Genomic DNA, 21,665 nt, shown 5'->3' on the forward strand with positions numbered 1-21,665 from the left:
TGCTTATTATCTATCGAAGTGGTTAGTACGGTACGTATCAGTTTTAACCAACAATTACATGGCTCATATTGAGTAGCTTAACTGTTAAAAGATGCGCAAAAGCTAGCCAAGACGGATAGTGAGTGACGTGTAAATGCTTTAAAGATTAACATGGTGATGACCATGTATTTCTTTACCGCAATCCTTTGGTAGCTAACGTTAAAGTAATGGCTTTGACAACTATAGAATAAATAGAATCGTGATAAGTATTTTTATCACATTCAAAACGCCTGCTCTATTTTCTCTGCCTGCGTTTTATTAATCCGTTTATATGAATATATTTAGCCCGTTCTGCCTGCGGAGTTTGGTTTATATGTCATATTAGATGTATATGCTGTCCGCTCACTTAAAAGGACAAGCTATGTCAATGATTTCCTCTTCTACGCATTTGGCGACGCCAGATGACTTTTCTGATAACTGTGGCTTTGGTTTGATCGCTCATATTGAGGGACAGGCCAGCCATGATTTGGTAAAAACAGCCATTCATAGTTTGAGTTGTATGACTCATCGCGGCGGTGTCGCGGCTGATGGTAAGACAGGTGATGGTTGCGGTTTATTATTGGCGACGCCGAGGGTGTTTTTTAGCAGTATCGCTGCTGAGCAGGGTTTTACCATTACCGCCAATTTTGCGATAGGTATGGTCTTTGTCAATTTAGATGAAACAAAAGCGCAGTATAGCCAGCAGGTGCTTAATGAAGAAATTAGTGCACAAGGGTTAGAGGTAGCAGGTTGGCGCGATGTGCCGCTTGATTTAAGTATCGTTGGTGAGATTGGTCGTCAGACTTTACCAGATTTTAAGCAGGTGTTTGTCAATGCCGTGGATGGTTTAGCGGCCGATGATTTTAACCGTAAGCTGTTTGTCGCGCGTAAAAAAGCCGAGCAGCGTTTGGTGGATGATGAACTGTTTTATGTGTGTTCATTAAACTGCCAGACGATTATTTATAAAGGTTTGGTCATGCCATCAGACCTGCCTGCTTTCTTTTTAGATTTACAAGATGCGCGTTTGGCCTCGCATATCGTGGTCTTCCATCAAAGATTTTCGACCAATACGCTGCCGCGCTGGCCATTAGCACAGCCGTTTCGCTATTTGGCACACAATGGTGAGCTTAATACCATCACCGGCAACCGTAGCTGGTCTGAAGCCCGTACGCCAAAATTAAAGTCCGATAAATTGCCAAATTTGAATGAACTAACGCCTTTGGTGAATAGCACGGGCTCAGATTCATCAAGCTTAGACAATATGCTTGAAGTACTGATGTCAGGCGGTATGAGTTTATTCCATTCGATGTCGATACTGGTGCCACCCGCTTGGCAAAATGTCGATAGCATGGATATGGACTTGCGCGCGTTTTATGAGTTTTACTCGCAGCATATGGAAGCGTGGGATGGCCCAGCAGGTTTAGTCATTCAGGATGGTCGCTATGCGGTCTGTATGCTCGACCGTAATGGTCTGCGCCCGTCACGTTGGGTGACGACCAAAAACGGCTATATCACCGTGGCTTCAGAAGTCGGCGTTTGGGATTATGCTGCGAAAGATGTACTTGCTAAAGGTCGGGTCGGCCCTGGTCAGATGCTTGTTATTGATACCATGACCGGTCAAATCATGGATACCAAAGCGATTGCAACTTTATTGAAAAAAGCCCATCCGTATCGTAAATGGCTACGCGAAGAAGCGACCCGTATCCGTGATGATGAGCGCTTAGAAGAAGAGTTGGCATCACAAGCCTGCCGCGGCGATCAGCTCAAAGCATTGCAAAAAATGTATCATATTACCAACGAAGAGCGTACCGAAATTATCCGTCCCAATGCCGAAAATGGTCAGGAGCCAGTTGGATCTATGGGCGATGATACGCCTATGGCGGTGCTGTCGCAGCAAATACGTCATGTCGGTGACTTCTTCCGCCAGCAGTTTGCACAAGTAACCAATCCGCCGATTGATCCATTGCGTGAATCAATCGTGATGTCGCTACAGACTTGCTTGGGAGCTGAGACCAATGTCTTTGCGCCGTCAGCACGCGACGCGCATCGTATTATCTTATCGTCGCCGGTATTATCAGCCAGTAAAATGCAGCAGCTTGAAACCTTGGCTGATCCAGCATTTCAGCTGGCGCGTATCAATTTAAACTATGATGCCAATCTTGAGCTATCAGCCGCTATCAAAGCCATCTGTGAGCAAGTGGCCAATAGCATTCGTGCTGGTTATACTTTAATTGTTTTATCTGATAAAAACATTGCTGCTGATAAAGTACCGGCCAATGCCATTATGGTCACTGGTGCGGTGCATCATTATCTGATTGCCCAAGGAATTCGTACCGATGCTAATTTAATCGTCGAGACTGGTCTAGCGCGCGATTCGCATCAAGTGGCGGTATTGATTGGCTTTGGCGCGACCTGTGTTTATCCCTACTTAGCTTATGACGTCATTGATGATTTGGTGGCGACCGGTGAACTGCTGGGCGATCCGATTCAAGCGCGGGTGAATTTCCGTAAAGGCTTGGATAAAGGTTTGCTGAAAATCTTATCAAAAATGGGCATCTCGACCATTGTGTCTTATCGTGGAGCGCAGTTATTTGAAGCCGTCGGTCTTTCTGAAGAAGTGGTGAGTTTATGCTTTAAAGGCGTGCAAAGTCGTATTAAAGGCGCAACCTTTGCCGATTTGGCTGCTGACCAAGCGCAATTAGCTGCTAATGCCTTTAAGCGTCGTGCGCCCCTCGATCAAGGTGGCTTGCTAAAATTTGTCTTTAATAAAGAATATCATGCCTTTAATCCTGATGTGATTAATAGCCTACATAACGCCGTCCGTACCGGTGATTATGATAATTACCGCCAGTATGCCGATTTGGTCAATAGTCGTCCCGTTGCGACCTTGCGAGATTTATTGCAATTAAAGACTGGCAACGCTATCGATGTTAATGAGGTCGAAGATATTTCAGAAATCCTGACGCGCTTTGATTCAGCTGGCATGTCGTTAGGGGCATTATCACCCGAAGCCCATGAAGCGATTGCCATGGCGATGAATACCATCGGTGGGCGCTCAAACTCTGGTGAGGGCGGCGAAGATCCGGTACGTTATGGTACTTTGCGCAACTCAAAAATTAAGCAAATTGCCTCTGGTCGATTTGGTGTGACACCGGCATATCTGCGTTCAGCAGAAGTGATGCAGATTAAGGTTGCACAGGGTGCTAAGCCGGGTGAGGGCGGGCAGCTGCCAGGTGGTAAGGTCAATGCTTTAATTGCGCGTTTACGTTACTCGGTGCCAGGGGTGACGCTCATATCGCCGCCGCCGCATCATGATATTTATTCTATTGAAGATTTGGCGCAGCTGATTTTTGATTTAAAACAAGTCAATCCAGATGCCTTGGTTTCGGTAAAACTGGTTTCACGTCCTGGGGTTGGCACCATTGCAACGGGCGTGGCAAAAGCCTACGCCGATTTGATTACCATCTCAGGTTATGATGGTGGTACTGCCGCCTCGCCGCTGTCGTCTATCCATCATGCTGGCTCGCCTTGGGAGTTAGGTCTTGCTGAAACGCATCAATCACTACGGGTAAATGGCTTGCGTCATAAGGTTCGTATTCAAACCGATGGCGGTCTCAAAACGGGTCTGGATGTGGTCAAAGCCGCTATCCTTGGTGCTGAAAGCTTTGGTTTTGGTACCACGCCAATGATTGCTGTCGGTTGTAAATACTTGCGTATTTGCCATCTTAATAACTGTCCGACAGGGGTTGCGACGCAAAAAGCCCAGCTACGCGATGAGCATTTCATCGGTGAAGCAGAGATGTTGATCAACTTCTTTAAATTTGTGGCGACTGAAACGCGTGAATGGCTTGCAGCATTAGGTGTGCGCACTATGGAAGAGCTAGTCGGGCGTACTGACTTGCTTGAAGTGTTAGAAGGTAATACCGATAAGCAGCGTCATTTGGATTTAACGCCATTATTGTTTAGTCATCCAGCCAGTAGCGGTAAAGCGCAAACCTGTCAGGTTGCGCGTAATGAGCCATTTGATAAAGGCTTGCTTGCTGAGCAGATGATTAGTGATATGCTGCTCAATATTCGTCAAGGTAATGGCGGCGATTATAGCTACGCAGTTGGTAACTGTGATCGCTCAATCGGCGCACGTATCTCGGGTGAGATTGCGCAGGTATGGGGCAACCTTGGCATGAGTGATATGCCCATTAAGCTGCATCTAAACGGAACCGCAGGGCAAAGTTTGGGTGTCTGGAATGCTGGCGGCTTACATATTGAGCTTGAAGGCGATGCCAATGACTATGTCGGTAAAGGCATGGCAGGCGGTGAGATTGTAATTTATCCACCGAAAGATTCAAGCTTTAGTGCGCAAGAAACCGCTATCATCGGTAATACATGTCTCTATGGTGCAACGGGTGGTAAATTATACGCTGCGGGCACGGCAGGCGAGCGCTTTGGGGTACGTAACTCTGGCGCGCATGCGGTCATTGAAGGCACGGGCGATCATTGCTGTGAGTACATGACGGGCGGCATCATTACCATTCTTGGACGTACGGGTCTAAATTTTGGCGCGGGCATGACGGGTGGTTTTGCTTATGTGCTTGATATGGATGGCGACTTTTTTGATCGCTGTAATCATGAGCTGATTGACTTAAACCGTATCTCAAGTGAGCAAATGGAAGGTCATCGTATTTACTTGCAACAAGTGATTGAAACCCATGTCGATAAAACCGGTAGTGCGTGGGGACAAACCCTCTTAGCGGACTTTGAGCATTATGCCCGTAAGTTCTATTTGGTGAAGCCCAAAGCAGCGAACGTTGCGACCTTGCTTAAGACCACGACGGCTGATCCGCAATAAACGAGATGAGTCAGCAAGAGAGTTTACGAGCAGTTTTTAATGCATAGGTTTTAAGCAGGTAAATGACAGTCCGTATCCGTAAGTTTGCCTCAGTGAGGCTACAGATATTGGCTGTCGTCACCCACTATAAAAGAGACAACACCATGGCAAAACGCTTAGAAAATAGTTTTCAGTTTTTAGATGTACCACGCCTTGAGCCCACGAAAAAAGACATCGCTACGCGTTCAACTGAGTTTGTTGAAATTTATCAGCCGTTTGAGAGTGAGTCAGTGGCGCAGCAATCGCATCGCTGCCTTGAGTGCGGTAATCCGTACTGTGAGTGGAAATGTCCGGTACATAACTACATTCCCAATTGGCTTAAATTGGCCAGCGAAGGTCAAATATTTCAGGCTGCAGAGTTATGCCATCGTACCAATACCTTGCCTGAGGTTTGTGGACGTGTCTGTCCGCAAGACCGCTTATGTGAAGGCGCTTGTACGTTAAACGACGGCTTTGGTGCGGTGACCATTGGTAACGTCGAAAAGTATATCAATGACACCGCTTTCGCCCTTGGATGGCGTCCTGATATGTCGGATGTGGTTTGGACGGACAAAAAAGTCGCTATTATCGGTGCCGGTCCAGCAGGTTTGGGCTGTGCGGATATCTTAGTAAGAAATGGCGTGACACCTGTTATTTTTGATAAGCGCCCAGAAATTGGCGGCTTATTAACCTTTGGTATTCCAGAATTTAAAATGGAAAAAGACGTCATGCGTAACCGCCGTGTCATTTTTGAAGGCATGGGCATGGATTTTCGTTTAGAGACAGAAATTGGTACGGATATCAGTATTGATGAGCTGTTAAGCGAATATGATGCGATATTTATGGGCATGGGTACTTATACTTATATGCGCGGTGGCTTTGCTGGTGAAGCACTAGAAGGTGTCTATGATGCGCTAGATTATCTGATTGCCAACGTCAATCGCTGTAACGACTGGGAGAAAAATCCAGAAGAATATATCGATTTAAAAGGTAAAAAAGTAGTGGTGCTAGGCGGCGGTGATACGGCAATGGACTGTAACCGTACCAGTATTCGTCAAGGGGCGCAGCAAGTAGTTTGTGCTTATCGCCGCGATGAAGAAAATATGCCTGGCTCCCGCCGCGAAGTGGTCAATGCGCGCGAAGAGGGCGTTGAGTTCTTATTCAATCGTCAACCAACAGAAATTATTGGTTTAAATGGTAAAGTGAACGCGGTCAAGGTGATTACCACGCAATTGGGCGCTCCTGACAATCGTGGTCGCCAGCGCCCCGAGCCCATTCCCAATTCAGAAGAAATTATCCCATGTGATGCGGTCATTATGGCCTTTGGTTTCCGTCCTAGCCCTGCTGATTGGTTTGCAGGTCAGCAAATCACGATGGACAGCTCGGGTCGGGTCGTAGCCGCCGAAAAGCAAACCTTTAAATTTCAAACCAGTAACCCCAAAATCTTTGCTGGTGGCGACATGGTGCGTGGCTCTGATTTGGTCGTAACAGCGATATGGGAAGGTCGTGAAGCCGCGGAAGGCATCTTAGACTTTTTAGAAGCGTAGTTGTTGCCGTTATGATTATTAAAAGCATGCTAGTCAGTAGTAAAATAACGTGGGCGATTGACCACTGAGCACGAGCGGATAGAGGATTTTTTCTCATTATGTGCTAGCATGTTTTGACCTGTAACGTCTTTTATCTTTTAATAGATGAAAGGCGTTATTTTTTGATCATTTCTTTATTATCGCTTTATCAATAGTTAAGCTAGCAGCTATTATTTAACCATATTTTTATTCATTTATTATAAGAGACAGCTTGCGTGAAACCGACTTTTTGGCAGCGATTTACCGCACCGTTTGTAGAGCCTTATGCCCGTTATCAGCATGCGGATATTTTGCATGCCATACGTTTGGGTATGGCCGTGCTTATTGCACTCTTGTTAAATGAGTTTACGCACTTGCCGCATGGTGAGTGGACGACCATTACTGTGTTTGTGATATTGGGTTTATTACAATATCAAGGGGCGATTTATACCAAGGCCAAAGAGCGGATACTCGGCACCTTATTAGGTGTGGTGGTCGGACTCAGTTTCTTATGGCTGATTCAAGATATAGGTGGCTTGGTGTGGTTATATTATGGGCTAATAGGCATTATTAGTAGCATCATCGGTTATGCAGCGGTCAAGCAACTGGGTTATATTGGTCTATTGACAGGTATCACCATGCTGATGATTGTTTCTAGCCCTGACCATAGCAATATCGCCCAAGATGGTTTATACCGAGCGTTTAATATTCTGCTCGGTGCAGGGGTGGCGGTCGCCGCAACCTTAATTTTGCCACTTAAATCGACGTTGATGTGGCGGTTTTTATTGGCAAGCAATCTTGAAACGTGCAGTAATTTATACGCAGGGGTCGGTAATCATATTGATGCGGAAGTGTTAGTGCCCAAGCCGTTTAAGTATAGTAAGGCGACCAGCTCAGCTAGTATTACTTATCCTTCGAGCAGCTCTGTCCCTGATACGCCAGTCAATAAGTCTTTGGTGAAGGCATTGCAAAAAATTAATAAGCGCCTGCTTGCCGTGCGTCCGCATATCGCCGCGACAGCCAGTGAATCTGGTATTGAAAAAGAGACGTTAGAGACCATTCAACGCACCCATCGGAATATTATTGGTACCATTGATTTATTGCTCAGTGCGGCACCGCGCTTGGCCAATATTGAGATTGATGATGAAAATCATATTTTACTGATTCAATATCAGCACGAATTGACGCAGGCGATGCAGCATATGGCCGCGGTATTACGTAGTCCAACTGATGAGGTCTTTCAACCCATTACGCGCATTGCGGTATCAGAATATCCAAGCGTAGAGAATTTGGGTTTTGAGTGGCAAGGCTATTTTTGGTTGACCCAAACCTTACAGCTGCAGCTGCAGCGGCTTAGTGATTTATTACAAACTACCAAACCCCAATGGTTTGCAGCCTCTGGTCTGCGCTATCAGCGCCGCGAGCAGCGTCGTATTGAACATAAAGGTAGCGAAACCGATTTGCACTTATAAATAAAAGACAAATAAAAGACGCTGACTTGATAGAGTCAGCGTTTTTTTACGATCATGTTTGCTAAAAGACAGCAATGAACAACCTGTTAACGACCGGTTTTTAGCTTATCCCAATACTGCTGATAGACTTGCAAAGCTTCATCGCCCACATCTTCTTGGAACTCAGCCTTTGCTAGTACTTCTTTACTAGGATAGATGGTTGGATTGTTTCTCACTTCTTCTGGCATCATCTCACGGGCAGCGATATTAGGCGAGGCGTAACCAATCTCTTCACTGACGATTTTAGAGTTCTCTGGACGGAGCAAGTAATCAATAAACTTGTGCGCCGCATCGACTTGTTTGGCGTTTTTAGGAATCACAAAGTTGTCCATCCATAATATTGCGCCCTCAGTTGGGTATTTATAAACCAAGCTGGTCAAGCCTTCGTTATTAGCAATGACTGCCTCGCCATTCCAACTCATCCCAACTGTGGTTTCTCCTTCCATATAAGGCATGCGCGAGGCATCCGAGTTAAAGGTCTTTACGTTTGGCATCAAGGTCGTTAGCTTCTCATAAGCCGCTTTAATTTCTTCAGGATTTTTACTATTGCCTGAATATCCAAGGGTCAATAGCGCCATGCCAAACACTTCGCGCATATCATTCATCAGCATCACCTGACCTTTATACTCAGGACGCCATAAGTCATTCCAACTATTCACTGTTGCAGGATCAACCGCTTCACCATTGATGGCCAAACCAGTGCTGCCCCACATATAAGGAATCGAGTATTTATTTCCTGGATCAACTTTGGTATTGGTAAATGAAGTATCGAGATTTTTAAAGTTGCTTAATTTAGACTTATCGAGCTCTTGTAGCAGCCCTTCTTTGGCCATTTTTTCCACATAATATGTCGATGGAATCGCTAAGTCATATTGGCTAGAGTCGTCGAGCAGTTTGAGCTTGGCGTACATGGCCTCATTAGAATCAAAGGTGGTGTAATTGACCCGAATGCCCGTTTCTTTGGTAAAGCCATCCAAGATTTCCTGCGGCATATACTCAGACCAGTTATACAAATTAAGCGTTTCTGTGCTGGCAGTTGTACCGTCAGTTGCCGCATTGTCAGAATTACTGCAGCTGGCAAGTGCAAGTCCGACTGTCACCGCTAATAGTGCTTTTGGTAGTATACGAGCGCTACGAGCAACGCTGTGAGCGGCAGGGTTGGACGATAATAAATGGGTCAAAATATCTCTCCTAAAGTAAAAATGATGCAAATGAGTAAAAGTTAGATGGTAGATAGTTAATGCTAAGTGCTAGAGACTAAGTGTTAAATACTAAGTGCTGAATATAAGTCATCAAGCCAAATGTAAAACTATTATGGCTATGATTGTGAATAATTTAAAGGGTAAGGATGCAACCGATATTCATACAATTATTAGAGCTAATGCTGAGAACTGGCTAAGAATTATTTATAAGTAGTAGTATGAGGTTTATTGTTAAACCTTTGTAAGATAATGAGCGTAAACAATCATGCTATGATGAGCGTTGGTTTATTTTCAGCCGCCACTCAACAATATAATTTTATAAAATAAATAGATTAACCATAACACAATAATAAAGGATGCAACATCATGACTCAGAGTAAACCAATGATTCCAGCGCTTCTCACGGATAAAGTCGCTATCGTTACTGGCGCTAGTCGCGGACTTGGCGCCCAGATTGCTGAGCAAATGGCAGCAGCAGGCGCGCGCGTTTGCGTCAATTATCTTAATAGTAAAGAGGCTGCTGACCAAGTGGTTACTGATATCATCGCAGCAGGTGGTCAAGCATTTGCTTATCAAGCTGATGTTAGCGACTTAGCACAAATGCAAGCGCTGGCAGCTGAAGTGGTTACGCGTTATGGCCGCATCGATATATTGGTCAATAACGCTTTGCCAAGCTATCACTTTAATCCCAGTGCCGACTATACCAGTATCGAAACCGTCAAATGGGCGCATTTTTCGCAGCAGCTTGACGGTATTGTGAAAGGTGCGGTCAATACCGTGCAAGCGGTACTACCACAAATGAAAGCGCAAAGAATGGGCAAGATTGTCAATATCTCAACCAATCTTGTTTATAATCCGGTGGTCACGTATTACGACTATACCACTGCCAAATCTGCATTGATTGGGCTGACGCGTAACTTAGCCGCTGAGCTTGGACAATATGGAATCCGCGTTAACTTGCTAGCAGGCGGACTGCTACAAACCACGGATGCAAGCCGTTTGACAACTGAAGAAGTCTTTGATTATATCGCGACCACCACGCCATTACGTAAAGCAACCTCGGTGGCTGACTTTGCCAATTCGGTGCTACTAATGGCGTCTGATTTGAGCTTGGCCATTACCGGACAGTCTATCGCTGTCGATGGTGGTTTGACTATGCCTTAAGGTTTTGATGCCGTGATGTCTAAACGTTAATAAAAATAGCAAAATAAAAAGCCAAGTAAAGCTCTTACCACATTGATTAAATAATAGATAGAGGGATAAGATGAATAACCGCAAACGAGCTGGAATTATCACTGCAGTGCTTGGCATATTCGCTTTTATGATGATGTTCCATGCTGGCTCACCAACGCCTATCCTAAACTGGCCGGTAGAAACTTTTATGGGCTTGGCATTTACCATTGGTTGGCTGAGTAGTGTGCCCACTTGGCTGGCCTATGTGCTGGCAGCGCTGGTGCTTATCCTGATGGTCGTCGGCTTTTATAAAATTGGTGGCTGGGTTTATAGTCTGATGACAAGGAAGCGTTAAGTCCTTTTTTGCCCTATATTTAATTGTTAAGATAGTTACTTGCGGCATTAGTCTTGGTACCTCGCTACCTTATTAAGTCAATCAGCTCTGAATGATGACGTAAAAATTAGCAGTTATTAGAAAAACAAAACCCTTGTCAGTGTTTGGCAAGGGTTTTTATTGGCTATTAAGACAGGTGTTTTGACTGCTTTTTCTTGAAACGGTTCTGTTTATTAGGCTATCTTAAATTGCTCAAGCACTTCTTGTATTCCGTATTCTTCAATCGTGCCAGTGACGAAATCTGCACGCTCGATTAGGGCGGGTTGCGCATCGCCCATCGCCACCGCATAGCCGACCAAATCAAACATCTCTAAGTCATTCATGCCATCACCAAACGCCATGCACTCGCGCGCGTCTACGCCATAATATTGACAAACGTCTTTAATACCGCGAGCTTTGGAAGCATTTACCGGCAAGATATCTGCGCCAATATGATGCCAATGTACCAGTTTTAAATCATCTTGAGCAAAATCGACGTCCTGCATTTTCTCTTCTTGATTGTTAAAGAATACCGAACATTGATAAACCGTATTTGCCTTATGATAATTTGGATCAAGAATAGAGTTTGGCGTTATGGCATTGTATTCACGCAGGCGCGCGTTTTCATGTGACCATGCGATATGAGTCGCCGAGTCAAATTTATGGATAAGTTCACTCTTTTGGCACAGCATTACAATCTTATCAGTCTGGGTATCTGATAACGGATAATGACTGATTAAGCCCTTATTATCAAAGCTATATTGACCATTCATACAAATAATAGCATCTAATATATCCGCTTCCAGTAAGCCTAAAATATCCGCTGGCAATATCGCTTTAGAACGCCCCGTTGAAATCACCAGTTTAATATCAGTCTCAGCAAGCGCTTCAAGGGTCGCTTGGTTGTGCGCGGCGATAATACCGTTACGGCTGAGCGTATCATCAATGTCAAAGAATATGATTTTTGGGGTTTGAGTATTTAACATCTTTATATTCCAAATTATTTATTTTAGATATTTTTTCTGAGGTTGATTGTCATACTTTAGGTAGTAAAGCAGTTATGAGTGTATGTTGACCATACGAAACCATTTTTCCCCAAACTAGTAAACAAACAATAAAAAGTAGTATCGATGAACCCACACTACTGTTAGATTTATCGTTTTCCCTGACATTAGGAGATTCATTAAACTCCTCTTTCATATTGATAACTAAGCTCATGTATTTACTCTCATCAACCAACCTCAACACTCGTCACATTCTGAAAGCCTCTTGGCAACTGCCCACCACGATTACCACGTGTGCCCGTATAATTAGCCAAATCATTAGGCTTTAGCGTCACGTGGCGTTTGCCAGCGGTGATGATTAGGCTGTCTTGCTGACTGAGTGGCGTGATGGCAAGCACTTCTTCACCATCTTTTAATTTAATCATCTTATTACCTTTACCACGAGCCTGTTCAGGCAAATCATCAAGGGCAAATATCAGTAAATATCCCGCATTGGTCACGACGGCGATATGGTCAGGAGTGGCGCTTGTGGTGCTGTTTTCACCTTCGGCGTTTCCATTATTAGCGTTGGCAGTCATATCCGCTGGCGCATCGATACGTGCAACCGGCAGCAATCGACTATCAGTCGCTAGATTAATGATGTTTTTCCCCGCTTTTTGATTGCTATCAAGATTGCCGATGGTATTGATAAAGCCATAACCTGCGGAGCTGGCGAGGATAATGCGCTGATCATCTGCACCGGTTAATAGCTGCTCAAAGCTGGCGCCTGCGGGCGGCTTTAAAACACTGGTCAATGGATCGCCTTGCCCACGTGCCGAGGCGAGGTTATGGGCGTCGATACTATAGCTGCGTCCGGTGCTGTCGAGCACGTAGATTCTCTCGTTAGATTTAGCGCGGACGTGTGCTTGATAGCTATCACCTGAACGATAAGTCATACCAGTAGCATCGACGTCATGACCTTTGGCGGCGCGAATCCAGCCCGCTTTCGATAGGATAGCGGTCACAGGCTCACTCGGGACGAGATCAGACTCTTTTAATGCTTGTGCTTCTTCACGTTCCGCCAATTGTGACACACGCTCGTTACCGTGTTCCTTCATATCGGCGGTGAGCTCATCAATCATAAGATTGGTCAAGCTGTCAGGATTATCCAAATATTCTTGGATGATGGCGCGTTCGGCAGCGAGCTCATCTTGCTCGCGGCGCAGTTCAATCTCTTCGAGCTTAGCTAATTGGCGCAGACGAATATCCAAGATAGCATTGGCTTGAATCTCAGTGAGGTCATAATCTTGCATTAACGATAATTTTGGATCGTCTTCTTCGCGAATGATGCGAATGACTTCATCAATATTCAGATAAGCAATCAGCAAACCTGCCAGAATATGTAAGCGTTTATCGATTTTATCAAGGCGATATTGCAGACGGCGCGTAACCACTGAGCGGCGACAGACGAGCCATTCTTCTAAGATTTCTTTGAGGTTTTTGACCTGTGGCTTACCGTTTAGACCAATCATATTCATATTGACGCGGTAATTGCTTTCAAGATCGGTACTGGCAAACAAATGACTCATGACACGATCGACATCGACCCGTGAAGAGCGTAACTCGAGCACGATACGACAGGCGTTTTCATGATCGGACTCATCATGAATATCAACAATCCACGGTAACTTCTTATCGGTCATCAGCTTAGCGATTTGCTCTTGAATCTTATTGCCTGAGACTTGATAAGGAAGCGCGTCGATGATGACTAAATTCTTCTCTTTTGGGTCAATATGAAAGGTCGCGCGCATTTTATAACTGCCACGTCCAGTCTCATACATGGCTTGTAAGTCTTTTTTACTGGTGATGATCTCAGCTGGGGTCGGCAAGTCAGGTGCTGGTATCGACTGTGTTAATTGCTTAACCGATAACTCAGGGTTTTTTAGCAGACGAATAGCGGCGCGTACCACCTCATTAAGATTGTGCGGTGGAATGTCGGTTGCCATACCAACGGCAATACCAGTCGTACCATTTAATAAAATATTGGGTAGGCGGGCAGGTAGGGTGGTTGGCTCTTGCATCGTGCCATCGAAGTTATCCTGCCAATCAACGGTGCCTTGTCCGAGTTCTGCAAGCAAGGTATTGGCGTAAGCCGACATTTTGGCTTCGGTATAACGCATGGCAGCAAACGACTTAGGATCATCAGGGCTACCCCAGTTACCTTGACCGGTGATGAGCGGGTAGCGATAGCTAAACGGCTGCGCCATTAGTACCATGGCTTCATAACAAGCACTATCACCATGTGGGTGGTATTTACCTAAGACGTCACCGACGGTACGCGCAGATTTTTTGGCTTTGGCAGTCGACTTTAGCCCCAGCTCGCTCATGGCATAGACGATACGACGTTGCACAGGTTTTAGACCGTCAGCGATATTGGGTAGTGCCCGATCCATGATGACGTACATGGCATAGTTGAGATAGGCCTGCTCAGTGAACTCCGCCACTGAGCGGGTGTCCATAGGTTCACTAGGAATGATGGGGGTAATCGTATGATCAATAACATCGGACATAAAGTAGGTTTCACTTATCAGTTTTAATAGGTATAAATAATTGGTTCAAGCGTACAATTAGGATAGTGCTATCGTAAAGGATATTGGCAGAATTAAAAAGGCATAAGTCAGAATAGACGACAGGTCGTGACGTGCCAGATATGACTTACTAGGAATGAGGTGTCTAGTGTGCGTTGGCTGATAGCTTTTACAAAATAAGATAAGTATAGTGAATTAACAGGTTTTTAGCATTTTAGTATTCAATAACTACAGAAATTTTGTCAGGATAAAAGCCTTAATCACCTTGTCTAGCACTGTCTATCCTATGGAGTAGCGACTATGTCATCTGCCTCTTTATCACCAACCCTTGCTCAGAATCTAACCAGAAATGCATTGGTCGTTAGTGTGGTCACCAGTATGTGCTTGACGGCGTGTAGCTCATCGCAAATGAGCACGCCGATGCCTGCGCCAACCAGTAGCACTGTCAATCAAGATGCCGTAAAGCCATTAGAGAATGCAAAATCTGTCCAGCCTATTGTACCAGTCGCCCAGTCGGAGGTAGCAATGCCAAGCACTGCCCCTGCTGACAATACTGTGAGCATGATGACACGATCGGCGCCGCAATGGAGTGTGCGTCCTTTATCTGGCATAACCGTACGCCCACCAGCGCGTGATAATTATCAAAAGAACACCTCTAATCCAGTACATCGCACCACTGAAATGGCTATTGCTACCTTATCTATCGACACTGATACCGGCAGTTATGCCAACGTACGTCGCTATCTTAATGAAGGGCAGTTGCCACCTGTTGATGCTGTAAGGGTAGAGGAGCTGATGAATTATTTTAATTATCAATTTGATGAGGGTAAACGTATCGCCAACGCGCCATTTGTCGTCGCCACCGAAGTGGTCGACTCGCCGTGGGATAAGGCAGATCAGGATAATAAGATTGTTAAAGTTGGTATTAAAGCGGTTGATAATAGCTGGTCTAATAAAAGTGACAAGCAAGCCATGCCGCCCGCTAATCTGGTGTTTTTGGTGGATGTGTCAGGCTCTATGTCGTCACAAGATAAGCTGCCACTAGCGCAGTCATCGCTTAAATTACTCACGGAGCAGCTGCGCGCCCAAGACAGCATCAGTATTGTTACTTATTCGGGCAGTACCAGTGTGGCATTGCCTGCGACCAGTGGTGACCAAAAAGCAAAAATACTGGCAGCGATAGAAGGCTTAAGTGCCGGTGGATCGACCAATGGTGAAGATGCGCTCAAGCTGGCTTATAGACAAGCAGAGCAAGGGCTGAAGAAGAACGGTATCAATCGTATTATGATGCTGACCGATGGCGACTTTAATGTCGGTATCAGCGCTGTCGATGAGATGCTAGATTTAGTCAAAGCCAATCGCGACCGTGGTATATCCTTGTCGACCGTTGGCTTTGGTCGTGGCAATCTCAACGATCATATGATGGAGCAAATGGCGGATAGTGGCAATGGTAACTATAGCTATATCGACAGTTTGACTGAAGCTAAAAAAGTCTTTGGTGATGAGCTGGCAGCGACTTTTAATACCGTTGCCAAAGATGTAAAAGTGCAAGTAGAGTTCAACCCTAATGTGGTCAGCGAATGGCGCTTGATAGGTTATGAAAACCGCGTATTAAATGAGCAAGATTTTAATAATGATAAAGTCGATGCAGGCGAGTTGGGGGCAGGTAAAGCAGTTATTGCGCTGTTTGAGGTGACGCCAACGGGTAAAAAAGGTTTATACAGTGAGCGTCGTTATAGTGATAATAAGTCAAAGCAGATAGCTAGCGGTAAAAAAACCAATGAGCTCGGCTATCTAAATATTCGTTATAAAGCGCCTACGGGCGGTAGCTCTAAACTAATCAGTCAACCGATTAATCATGTCAGTCTTCCTTTAAACAAAAGCACTATCGATACCCAGTTTGCCATCGCGGTAGCGGGCTTCGGTCAACGCTTAAGCCAAAGCGATTATATTAATGACTGGCAATATAGCGACAGCAGCAACCTTGTGACCAGCACCCTTGCACAAAAACCGGCTAGCGATAAAGACGGCACGCGGCGTAACTTTGTGACTTTAACTGAGCTGGCCAGCGCCCTTGACCATAAACGGTAATAAAAGCGTCAGGCATGGTTGTTTTTATTGATAAAAAAGCATTGTTCGGTAGCAAGTTAGTGGTAATCATCAGTGATGTCGTCGGTCGTTTTATAGATAGGCAGTTGATAGATATAGTATTAATTACCGTCAAGTAAGTTTAAGAACTCAGGTAGCAATCTTTTATATTGAGTAGTTTGTATAAAGTGTGTATGTTAATCAACAAAGGGCTATTTATCGCTATATTTTTTTACCCATCGCCATACGTTTATATCGTCAGCCGCTGGTCAGCTTATACGACGATGTTTGGTATGTTTATCACTCTGTGATAGAGAAGGGTTAACAGCAGCACACCATTACTAGGAGCAGTAAGATTATGGAAAATCAGGGTAACTTAATTCGTCGTGATGACAAAGCGTGGCTCAAAACTTATGAAAAGCTTGGTATTCAATATCATATTGATATGCCAGCCGCCAATACCTCTTTAATCGATATATTTGAACAGAATTTTGTTAAACATGCTGGTCGTACCGCTTTTGTATGTATGGATGTAAAGCTCTCCTACGAAGATTTAGATCGTTATAGCAAACAAATTGCCGCTTACTTACAATCGCTTGGACTGCAAAAAGGCGATAAAGTGGCGGTTATGATGCCCAATATCTTACAGCTGCCGGTTACCGTATTAGGTGTTCTACGTGCTGGCATGACCTTGGTCAACGTCAATCCACTGTATACCACACAAGAACTGAAGCATCAGTTAGAAGACTCTGAGGCCAAAGCGTTGTTTATTCTGGAGAACTTTGCCAAAACCTATGAAGACATTGGCAAAGACTTGGTGGATCATGTTATGGTCACCTCGATGGGTGATTTGATGAGCCCGTTAAAAGGTTTTATCGTCAATACTGTCGTGCGCCGCGTCAAAAAACTGGTGCCTCACTACACGCTTAAAAAGAGCGTAAACTTTAAAAAAGCCCTCAATAAATTATCGGCTAAAAAGTATAAACGTCCAACCAATATCGGGCTTGAGGATGTGGCAGTACTACAGTATACCGGTGGTACAACAGGTGTCGCAAAAGGCGCAATGCTCACGCACGGCAACTTGGTCGCAAACTTAATTCAGTGTGATACGTATCTTGGCGATGCTTTTGATAAGTTTGAAGGGCTTAATGAGCAGCCTGTTATTATGACTGCCTTGCCGCTGTATCATATTTTCTCATTCACGGTTTGTGGCATGTTTGGCTTATATCGCGGCTGTATCGGACTATTGGTGCCAAACCCACGTGATGGCGCAAGCTTAATCAAAGCTTATAAAGACTACCCACCCGCGTTTTTCCCAGCAGTAAACACGCTATTTAATGCGCTCGCTAATAGTGAGGCATTTAAAGCCTTAGATCATAGCAAGCTTGAGATGTCTATGGGCGGCGGGATGGCAGTTTTAAAAGACACCGCTGAAAAATGGCAAAAAATTACCGGTAATATCATCGTTCAAGGTTATGGTCTATCAGAGACCTCTCCCGTTGCATCAGCAAACCCGGAAGGTACCGGTGAGTTCTCAGGTAATATCGGTCTACCGATGCCTGGAACGGACATGGCTATCTTGGATGAAGAGGGTAATGAAGTCGCACTGGGTGAGCGTGGCGAGATTTGTGTTCGTGGTCCGCAGGTAATGAAAGGTTACTGGAAGCGCGAAGATGCGACAGCTGAAGTCATGACTTCTGACGGTTATTTCCGTACCGGTGATATCGGCGTGATGGATGAAGAAGGCTACTTTAAGATTGTCGATCGCAAAAAGAATATGATTTTGGTATCAGGATTTAACGTTTATCCAAACGAAGTGGAAGATGTGATGTCAGCTCATCCAAAGATTTTGGAATGTGGCGTCATCGGTGTCGATGATGAAAAGAGTGGCGAAGTACCGAAGATTTATGTCGTACGTAGTGATGACAGCTTGACGAAGGAAGAAGTGCTTGCTTATAGTAAAGAACATCTCACTGGCTATAAGCGCCCACGCTATGTTGAGTTTATCGATGAGTTACCAAAATCTAACGTTGGTAAGATTTTACACAAAGACTTACGCGCTTTAGAAGAGAAGAATCACGGTTAAGTAACTTAGCATCGAATATCAAGCTTTTTACCCATAATTATCAGTTTTAATGCATGATAAATAGAGTTGAAAACCACTAGGTATTCGATGTGGTAATAGTGAAAAATGATAAGGTCGTTTATATAAGACCTTATCATTTTTTTTATTTTTCTAGGATGATTTGACCGTATTCATAGAGAATGGTGAGCAAAACTGCTATAGTTCATACCGATTATCTCTTTTTATTTCACGATAAAAGTGCGTGATTAACCGCTTGCATAATAGTGAGCGTAAACTTAGGCATCAGCCTAAAATTTTTCGATTTAAAAATTTTGTGCATAACCGTGGTGCCCAGCGCTTAGGTGATGAGCAGTTTGTTATTCACAGGTTTTTAATTTTATAAATACGTGGTTGGCGACCACGGTAAGGGCAGAAAATATACTCTATATTTAACGGTAACATTTAGGAAAGACTATGACGGACAGTATCAATAAAGAAACCACCAATCATAACGCTGCGAGTAATACTCAATCAATGGTTGAAAATGCATTTCCTACCATGCCGACGATAGATAGCGACAGTCCATGGCTGAGCTCTTATGAGCGCTATGGTATCGGGGCAACAATCGATATGCCAGATGACAGTACGTCTTTACTTGAAGTGTTCGAGCGTAACTTTAGCCGTTATGGACAAAAACCTGCCTACATCTGCATGGGCGCCTCTATTACCTATAAGCAATTAGACTTATACAGTCGTCAAATTGCTAGCTACTTACAATCGCTAGGATTGGTGAAAGGCGATAAAGTGGGGGTGATGATGCCCAATATCTTGCAGTATCCAGTGGTGGCGTTAGGTATCATACGTGCTGGTATGGTGCTGGTTAATGTCAACCCTTTATATACCAGTCGTGAGTTATCGCATCAGCTACATGACAGTGGTACGAAAGCCTTATTTATCGTTGAGAATTTTGCAAAAACCTATCAAGATGCGGAAGATAAGGGTCAGGTTAAGCATGTCATCGTCTGTAAAATTGGCGACATGCTAGGCACGATAAAAGGGCCAGTGGTTAACTTGGTCGCGCGCCATATCAAAAAGATGATTCCAGCTTATCATCTGCCAGAGAGCACCAGCTTTAAGCATGCGTTAAATGCAGTCTCAGCCAGCAAATATAAGCGTCCAGATTTAAATTTAAGCGATGTGGCATTGTTGCAATATACTGGCGGTACGACCGGTGTTGCCAAAGGTGCAATGCTCTCGCATGGTAATTTAGTCGCTAATATGCTGCAGATTAGTGTCTTGATGGATAGTGCTTTCGAAGATGATATCGACGCTACGGATGTTCTTTTGACCGCACTACCGCTATACCATGTGTTCTCATTTATGGTTTGTGGCATGTATAGTATGTACCAAGGTTGTGCAGGCTTGCTCATCCCGAACCCACGTGATTTGGATGGTCTCATTAAAGAGATGGGCAAATATAAACCTGCCTACATCCCTGCGGTAAACACCTTGTTTAATGGTTTGGTTCATAAAGAAGGCTTTGCTGACCTAGATTTCTCTAACCTAAAAGCATCGATTGGCGGCGGTATGTCAGTATTGCCAAGCGTGGCAAAAGAGTGGCATAAAATCACTGGTCTGCCCATCGTTGAAGGCTATGGTTTGTCTGAGACCTCACCAGTGGTTGCCTTTAACCCGATGACCATCTCTGAATTTACCGGTAAAATTGGTATTCCTGCCTCTAGCACCGACGTAATTTTGATTGATGAAGAGGAAAATGAAGTCGCACTAGGTGATCGCGGTGAAATTTGTGTCAAAGGTCCGCAAGTGATGATTGGCTATCAAAATCGTCCTGAAGAAACGGCTGAAGCCTTTACGGCCAGTGGTCACCTCAAAACAGGTGACATCGGTATTATGGACGAAAAAGGTTTTATAAAAATTGTCGATCGCAAAAAAGACATGATTTTGGTTTCTGGTTTTAACGTGTATCCAAATGAAATCGAAGAAGTCATGAGCGAGCATCCAGGAGTAGTGGAGTGCGGTGCCATTGGTATTCCGAATGACCAGCGCGGTGAAGAGCCAAAGCTGTTTGTGGTCAAAAAAGGCGATGTGACCGAGCAAGAGTTGCTTGATTTTGGCAAAAAGCAATTGACTGGCTATAAACGTCCGCGTCATATCCAATTCGTTGATGAATTACCAAAATCAAACGTCGGTAAAATCCTACGTAAAGAATTGCGTAAGATGGAAGGTTTAGAATAAAATCAACGCTAAATCTTACTAAAGCAGCGGCGTAATAGCTTGAGCGAATCTTGCTATTGCGCCGCTGTCACGTTAGGATATCGTCATATTGATGTCTGCTAGGGCCTGCGGTTGTTTTTTAGGGTGGTGTAACAATGACCATCATACCCCACCAAATAAATACCAATCAACCACGTAGCGACGAACCTCTTATTTTATAATCCTGCTTTTACAACACCGTACTAGGAAATTTTATGCGTATTGACAACCGTGAGCTTAACCAACTTCGCTCAATCAGCTTTGAGCGCCATTACACTAAGCATGCCGAAGGGTCAGTATTGGTCAGCTTTGGCGATACCAAAGTATTATGTACCGCGAGCGTTGAGTCTGGCGTGCCGCGCTGGCTCAAAGGTAAAGGCAAGGGCTGGATTACAGCGGAATACGGTATGTTGCCACGTGCGACCAATACCCGTAATCAACGTGAAGCGGCACGCGGTAAACAATCAGGTCGTACGCAAGAAATCCAGCGTTTAATCGGTCGTAGCTTAAGGGCGATGATTGATTTGAGTAAGCTTGGCGAAAATACCATTTATCTTGATTGTGATGTGTTGCAAGCGGATGGCGGCACGCGTACGGCTAGTGTGACGGGCGCCGCTATTGCCCTTATTGATGCGTTAGAAAGCCTACAAAAAACCAAAAAATTAAAAGCTGATCCATTAATTGGTTTGGTAGCTGCAGTATCTGTTGGTATGAAAGATGGCGAAGCGTATCTCGATTTAAACTACGAAGAAGACGCCAGTTGTGATACCGATTTAAATGTGGTGATGACCCAAAAAGGTGAGTTTATCGAGCTGCAAGGTACGGCAGAAGAAAAGCCATTTACCCGTACTCAAGCAGACGATATGCTGATTCTTGCCGAAAAAGGCATCGCTGAGTTGATTGCCATGCAAAAAACAGCCCTAGGCTGGTAGTCATATCAGACCACCATACGGCTGACACT

General features: G+C 44.6%; 13 protein-coding genes. 10 read left to right on the forward strand and 3 right to left on the reverse strand.

Annotated elements, in window-relative coordinates; genetic code table 11:
* Positions 1-400 precede the first annotated feature (400 nt).
* The 3 genes from gltB to FQ084_RS00115 all read left to right on the forward strand — a co-directional run bounded on the left by gltB (position 401) and on the right by FQ084_RS00115 (position 7,919).
* Positions 401-4,864 (forward strand): glutamate synthase large subunit, encoded by a 4,464-nt coding sequence (gene gltB / locus FQ084_RS00105; RefSeq protein ID WP_149488633.1) that lies wholly within the window; start codon positions 401-403, stop codon positions 4,862-4,864.
* 143 nt (positions 4,865-5,007) lie between these two features.
* Complete coding sequence (locus FQ084_RS00110) at positions 5,008-6,429, forward strand: FAD-dependent oxidoreductase (RefSeq protein WP_149489535.1); 1,422 nt, start codon at positions 5,008-5,010, stop codon at positions 6,427-6,429.
* A 254-nt stretch (positions 6,430-6,683) separates the two neighbouring features.
* Entirely contained in the window at positions 6,684-7,919 is a 1,236-nt protein-coding gene (locus FQ084_RS00115) for an FUSC family protein (protein WP_149488634.1), read from the forward strand.
* An 86-nt stretch (positions 7,920-8,005) separates the two neighbouring features.
* On the opposite strand, the gene FQ084_RS00120 is transcribed toward FQ084_RS00115, so the two are convergent.
* Entirely contained in the window at positions 8,006-9,139 is a 1,134-nt protein-coding gene (locus FQ084_RS00120) for a PotD/PotF family extracellular solute-binding protein (RefSeq protein WP_149488635.1), read from the reverse strand.
* Positions 9,140-9,526: 387 nt separating this feature from the next.
* Here FQ084_RS00120 and FQ084_RS00125 point away from each other — a divergent pair, with 387 nt between their 5' ends.
* Together FQ084_RS00125 and FQ084_RS00130 are read left to right on the forward strand one after the other, a co-directional pair.
* Positions 9,527-10,324: a 3-oxoacyl-ACP reductase gene (locus FQ084_RS00125; RefSeq protein WP_149488636.1), complete on the forward strand. Its 798-nt coding sequence runs from the start codon at positions 9,527-9,529 to the stop codon at positions 10,322-10,324.
* Positions 10,325-10,424: 100 nt separating this feature from the next.
* On the forward strand, positions 10,425-10,688 hold the full coding sequence (locus FQ084_RS00130; RefSeq protein WP_149488637.1) for a hypothetical protein: 264 nt from the start codon (positions 10,425-10,427) through the stop codon (positions 10,686-10,688).
* 212 nt (positions 10,689-10,900) lie between these two features.
* On the opposite strand, the gene FQ084_RS00135 is transcribed toward FQ084_RS00130, so the two are convergent.
* Complete coding sequence (locus tag FQ084_RS00135) at positions 10,901-11,692, reverse strand: Cof-type HAD-IIB family hydrolase (RefSeq protein WP_149488638.1); 792 nt, start codon at positions 11,690-11,692, stop codon at positions 10,901-10,903.
* Between the two features lie 245 nt (positions 11,693-11,937).
* Positions 11,938-14,259: a DNA topoisomerase IV subunit A gene (gene parC, locus FQ084_RS00140; protein WP_149488639.1), complete on the reverse strand. Its 2,322-nt coding sequence runs from the start codon at positions 14,257-14,259 to the stop codon at positions 11,938-11,940.
* A gap of 318 nt (positions 14,260-14,577) precedes the next feature.
* Here parC and FQ084_RS00145 point away from each other — a divergent pair, with 318 nt between their 5' ends.
* The 5 genes from FQ084_RS00145 (at position 14,578) to rph (ending at position 21,636) form a co-directional block, all read left to right on the forward strand.
* On the forward strand, positions 14,578-16,368 hold the full coding sequence (locus FQ084_RS00145) for a vWA domain-containing protein (protein WP_149488640.1): 1,791 nt from the start codon (positions 14,578-14,580) through the stop codon (positions 16,366-16,368).
* A gap of 14 nt (positions 16,369-16,382) precedes the next feature.
* Positions 16,383-16,505: a hypothetical protein gene (locus FQ084_RS13325; protein ID WP_262880598.1), complete on the forward strand. Its 123-nt coding sequence runs from the start codon at positions 16,383-16,385 to the stop codon at positions 16,503-16,505.
* A gap of 218 nt (positions 16,506-16,723) precedes the next feature.
* Entirely contained in the window at positions 16,724-18,451 is a 1,728-nt protein-coding gene (locus FQ084_RS00150; RefSeq protein WP_149488641.1) for an AMP-binding protein, read from the forward strand.
* 453 nt (positions 18,452-18,904) lie between these two features.
* Positions 18,905-20,686, forward strand: a complete 1,782-nt coding sequence (locus tag FQ084_RS00155; protein ID WP_149488642.1) for an AMP-binding protein — start codon at positions 18,905-18,907, stop codon at positions 20,684-20,686.
* 233 nt (positions 20,687-20,919) lie between these two features.
* A complete protein-coding gene (gene rph, locus FQ084_RS00160; RefSeq protein ID WP_149488643.1) occupies positions 20,920-21,636 on the forward strand; it encodes a ribonuclease PH in 717 nt (238 codons plus the stop codon).
* The last annotated feature ends 29 nt before the right edge of the window (positions 21,637-21,665 follow it).

The organism is Psychrobacter sp. ANT_WB68, from assembly GCF_008369115.1.
Classification (GTDB): Bacteria; Pseudomonadota; Gammaproteobacteria; order Pseudomonadales; family Moraxellaceae; genus Psychrobacter.

Coding starts and splice junctions, on each gene's coding strand:
- gltB (WP_149488633.1), top strand. CDS start 401: ATGTCAATGATTTCCTCTTCTACGCATTTGGCGACGCCAGATGACTTT.
- FQ084_RS00110 (WP_149489535.1), top strand. CDS start 5,008: ATGGCAAAACGCTTAGAAAATAGTTTTCAGTTTTTAGATGTACCACGC.
- FQ084_RS00125 (WP_149488636.1), top strand. CDS start 9,527: ATGACTCAGAGTAAACCAATGATTCCAGCGCTTCTCACGGATAAAGTC.
- FQ084_RS00130 (WP_149488637.1), top strand. CDS start 10,425: ATGAATAACCGCAAACGAGCTGGAATTATCACTGCAGTGCTTGGCATA.
- FQ084_RS00135 (WP_149488638.1), bottom strand. CDS start 11,692: ATGTTAAATACTCAAACCCCAAAAATCATATTCTTTGACATTGATGAT.
- parC (WP_149488639.1), bottom strand. CDS start 14,259: ATGTCCGATGTTATTGATCATACGATTACCCCCATCATTCCTAGTGAA.
- FQ084_RS00145 (WP_149488640.1), top strand. CDS start 14,578: ATGTCATCTGCCTCTTTATCACCAACCCTTGCTCAGAATCTAACCAGA.
- FQ084_RS13325 (WP_262880598.1), top strand. CDS start 16,383: ATGGTTGTTTTTATTGATAAAAAAGCATTGTTCGGTAGCAAGTTAGTG.
- FQ084_RS00150 (WP_149488641.1), top strand. CDS start 16,724: ATGGAAAATCAGGGTAACTTAATTCGTCGTGATGACAAAGCGTGGCTC.
- FQ084_RS00155 (WP_149488642.1), top strand. CDS start 18,905: ATGACGGACAGTATCAATAAAGAAACCACCAATCATAACGCTGCGAGT.
- rph (WP_149488643.1), top strand. CDS start 20,920: ATGCGTATTGACAACCGTGAGCTTAACCAACTTCGCTCAATCAGCTTT.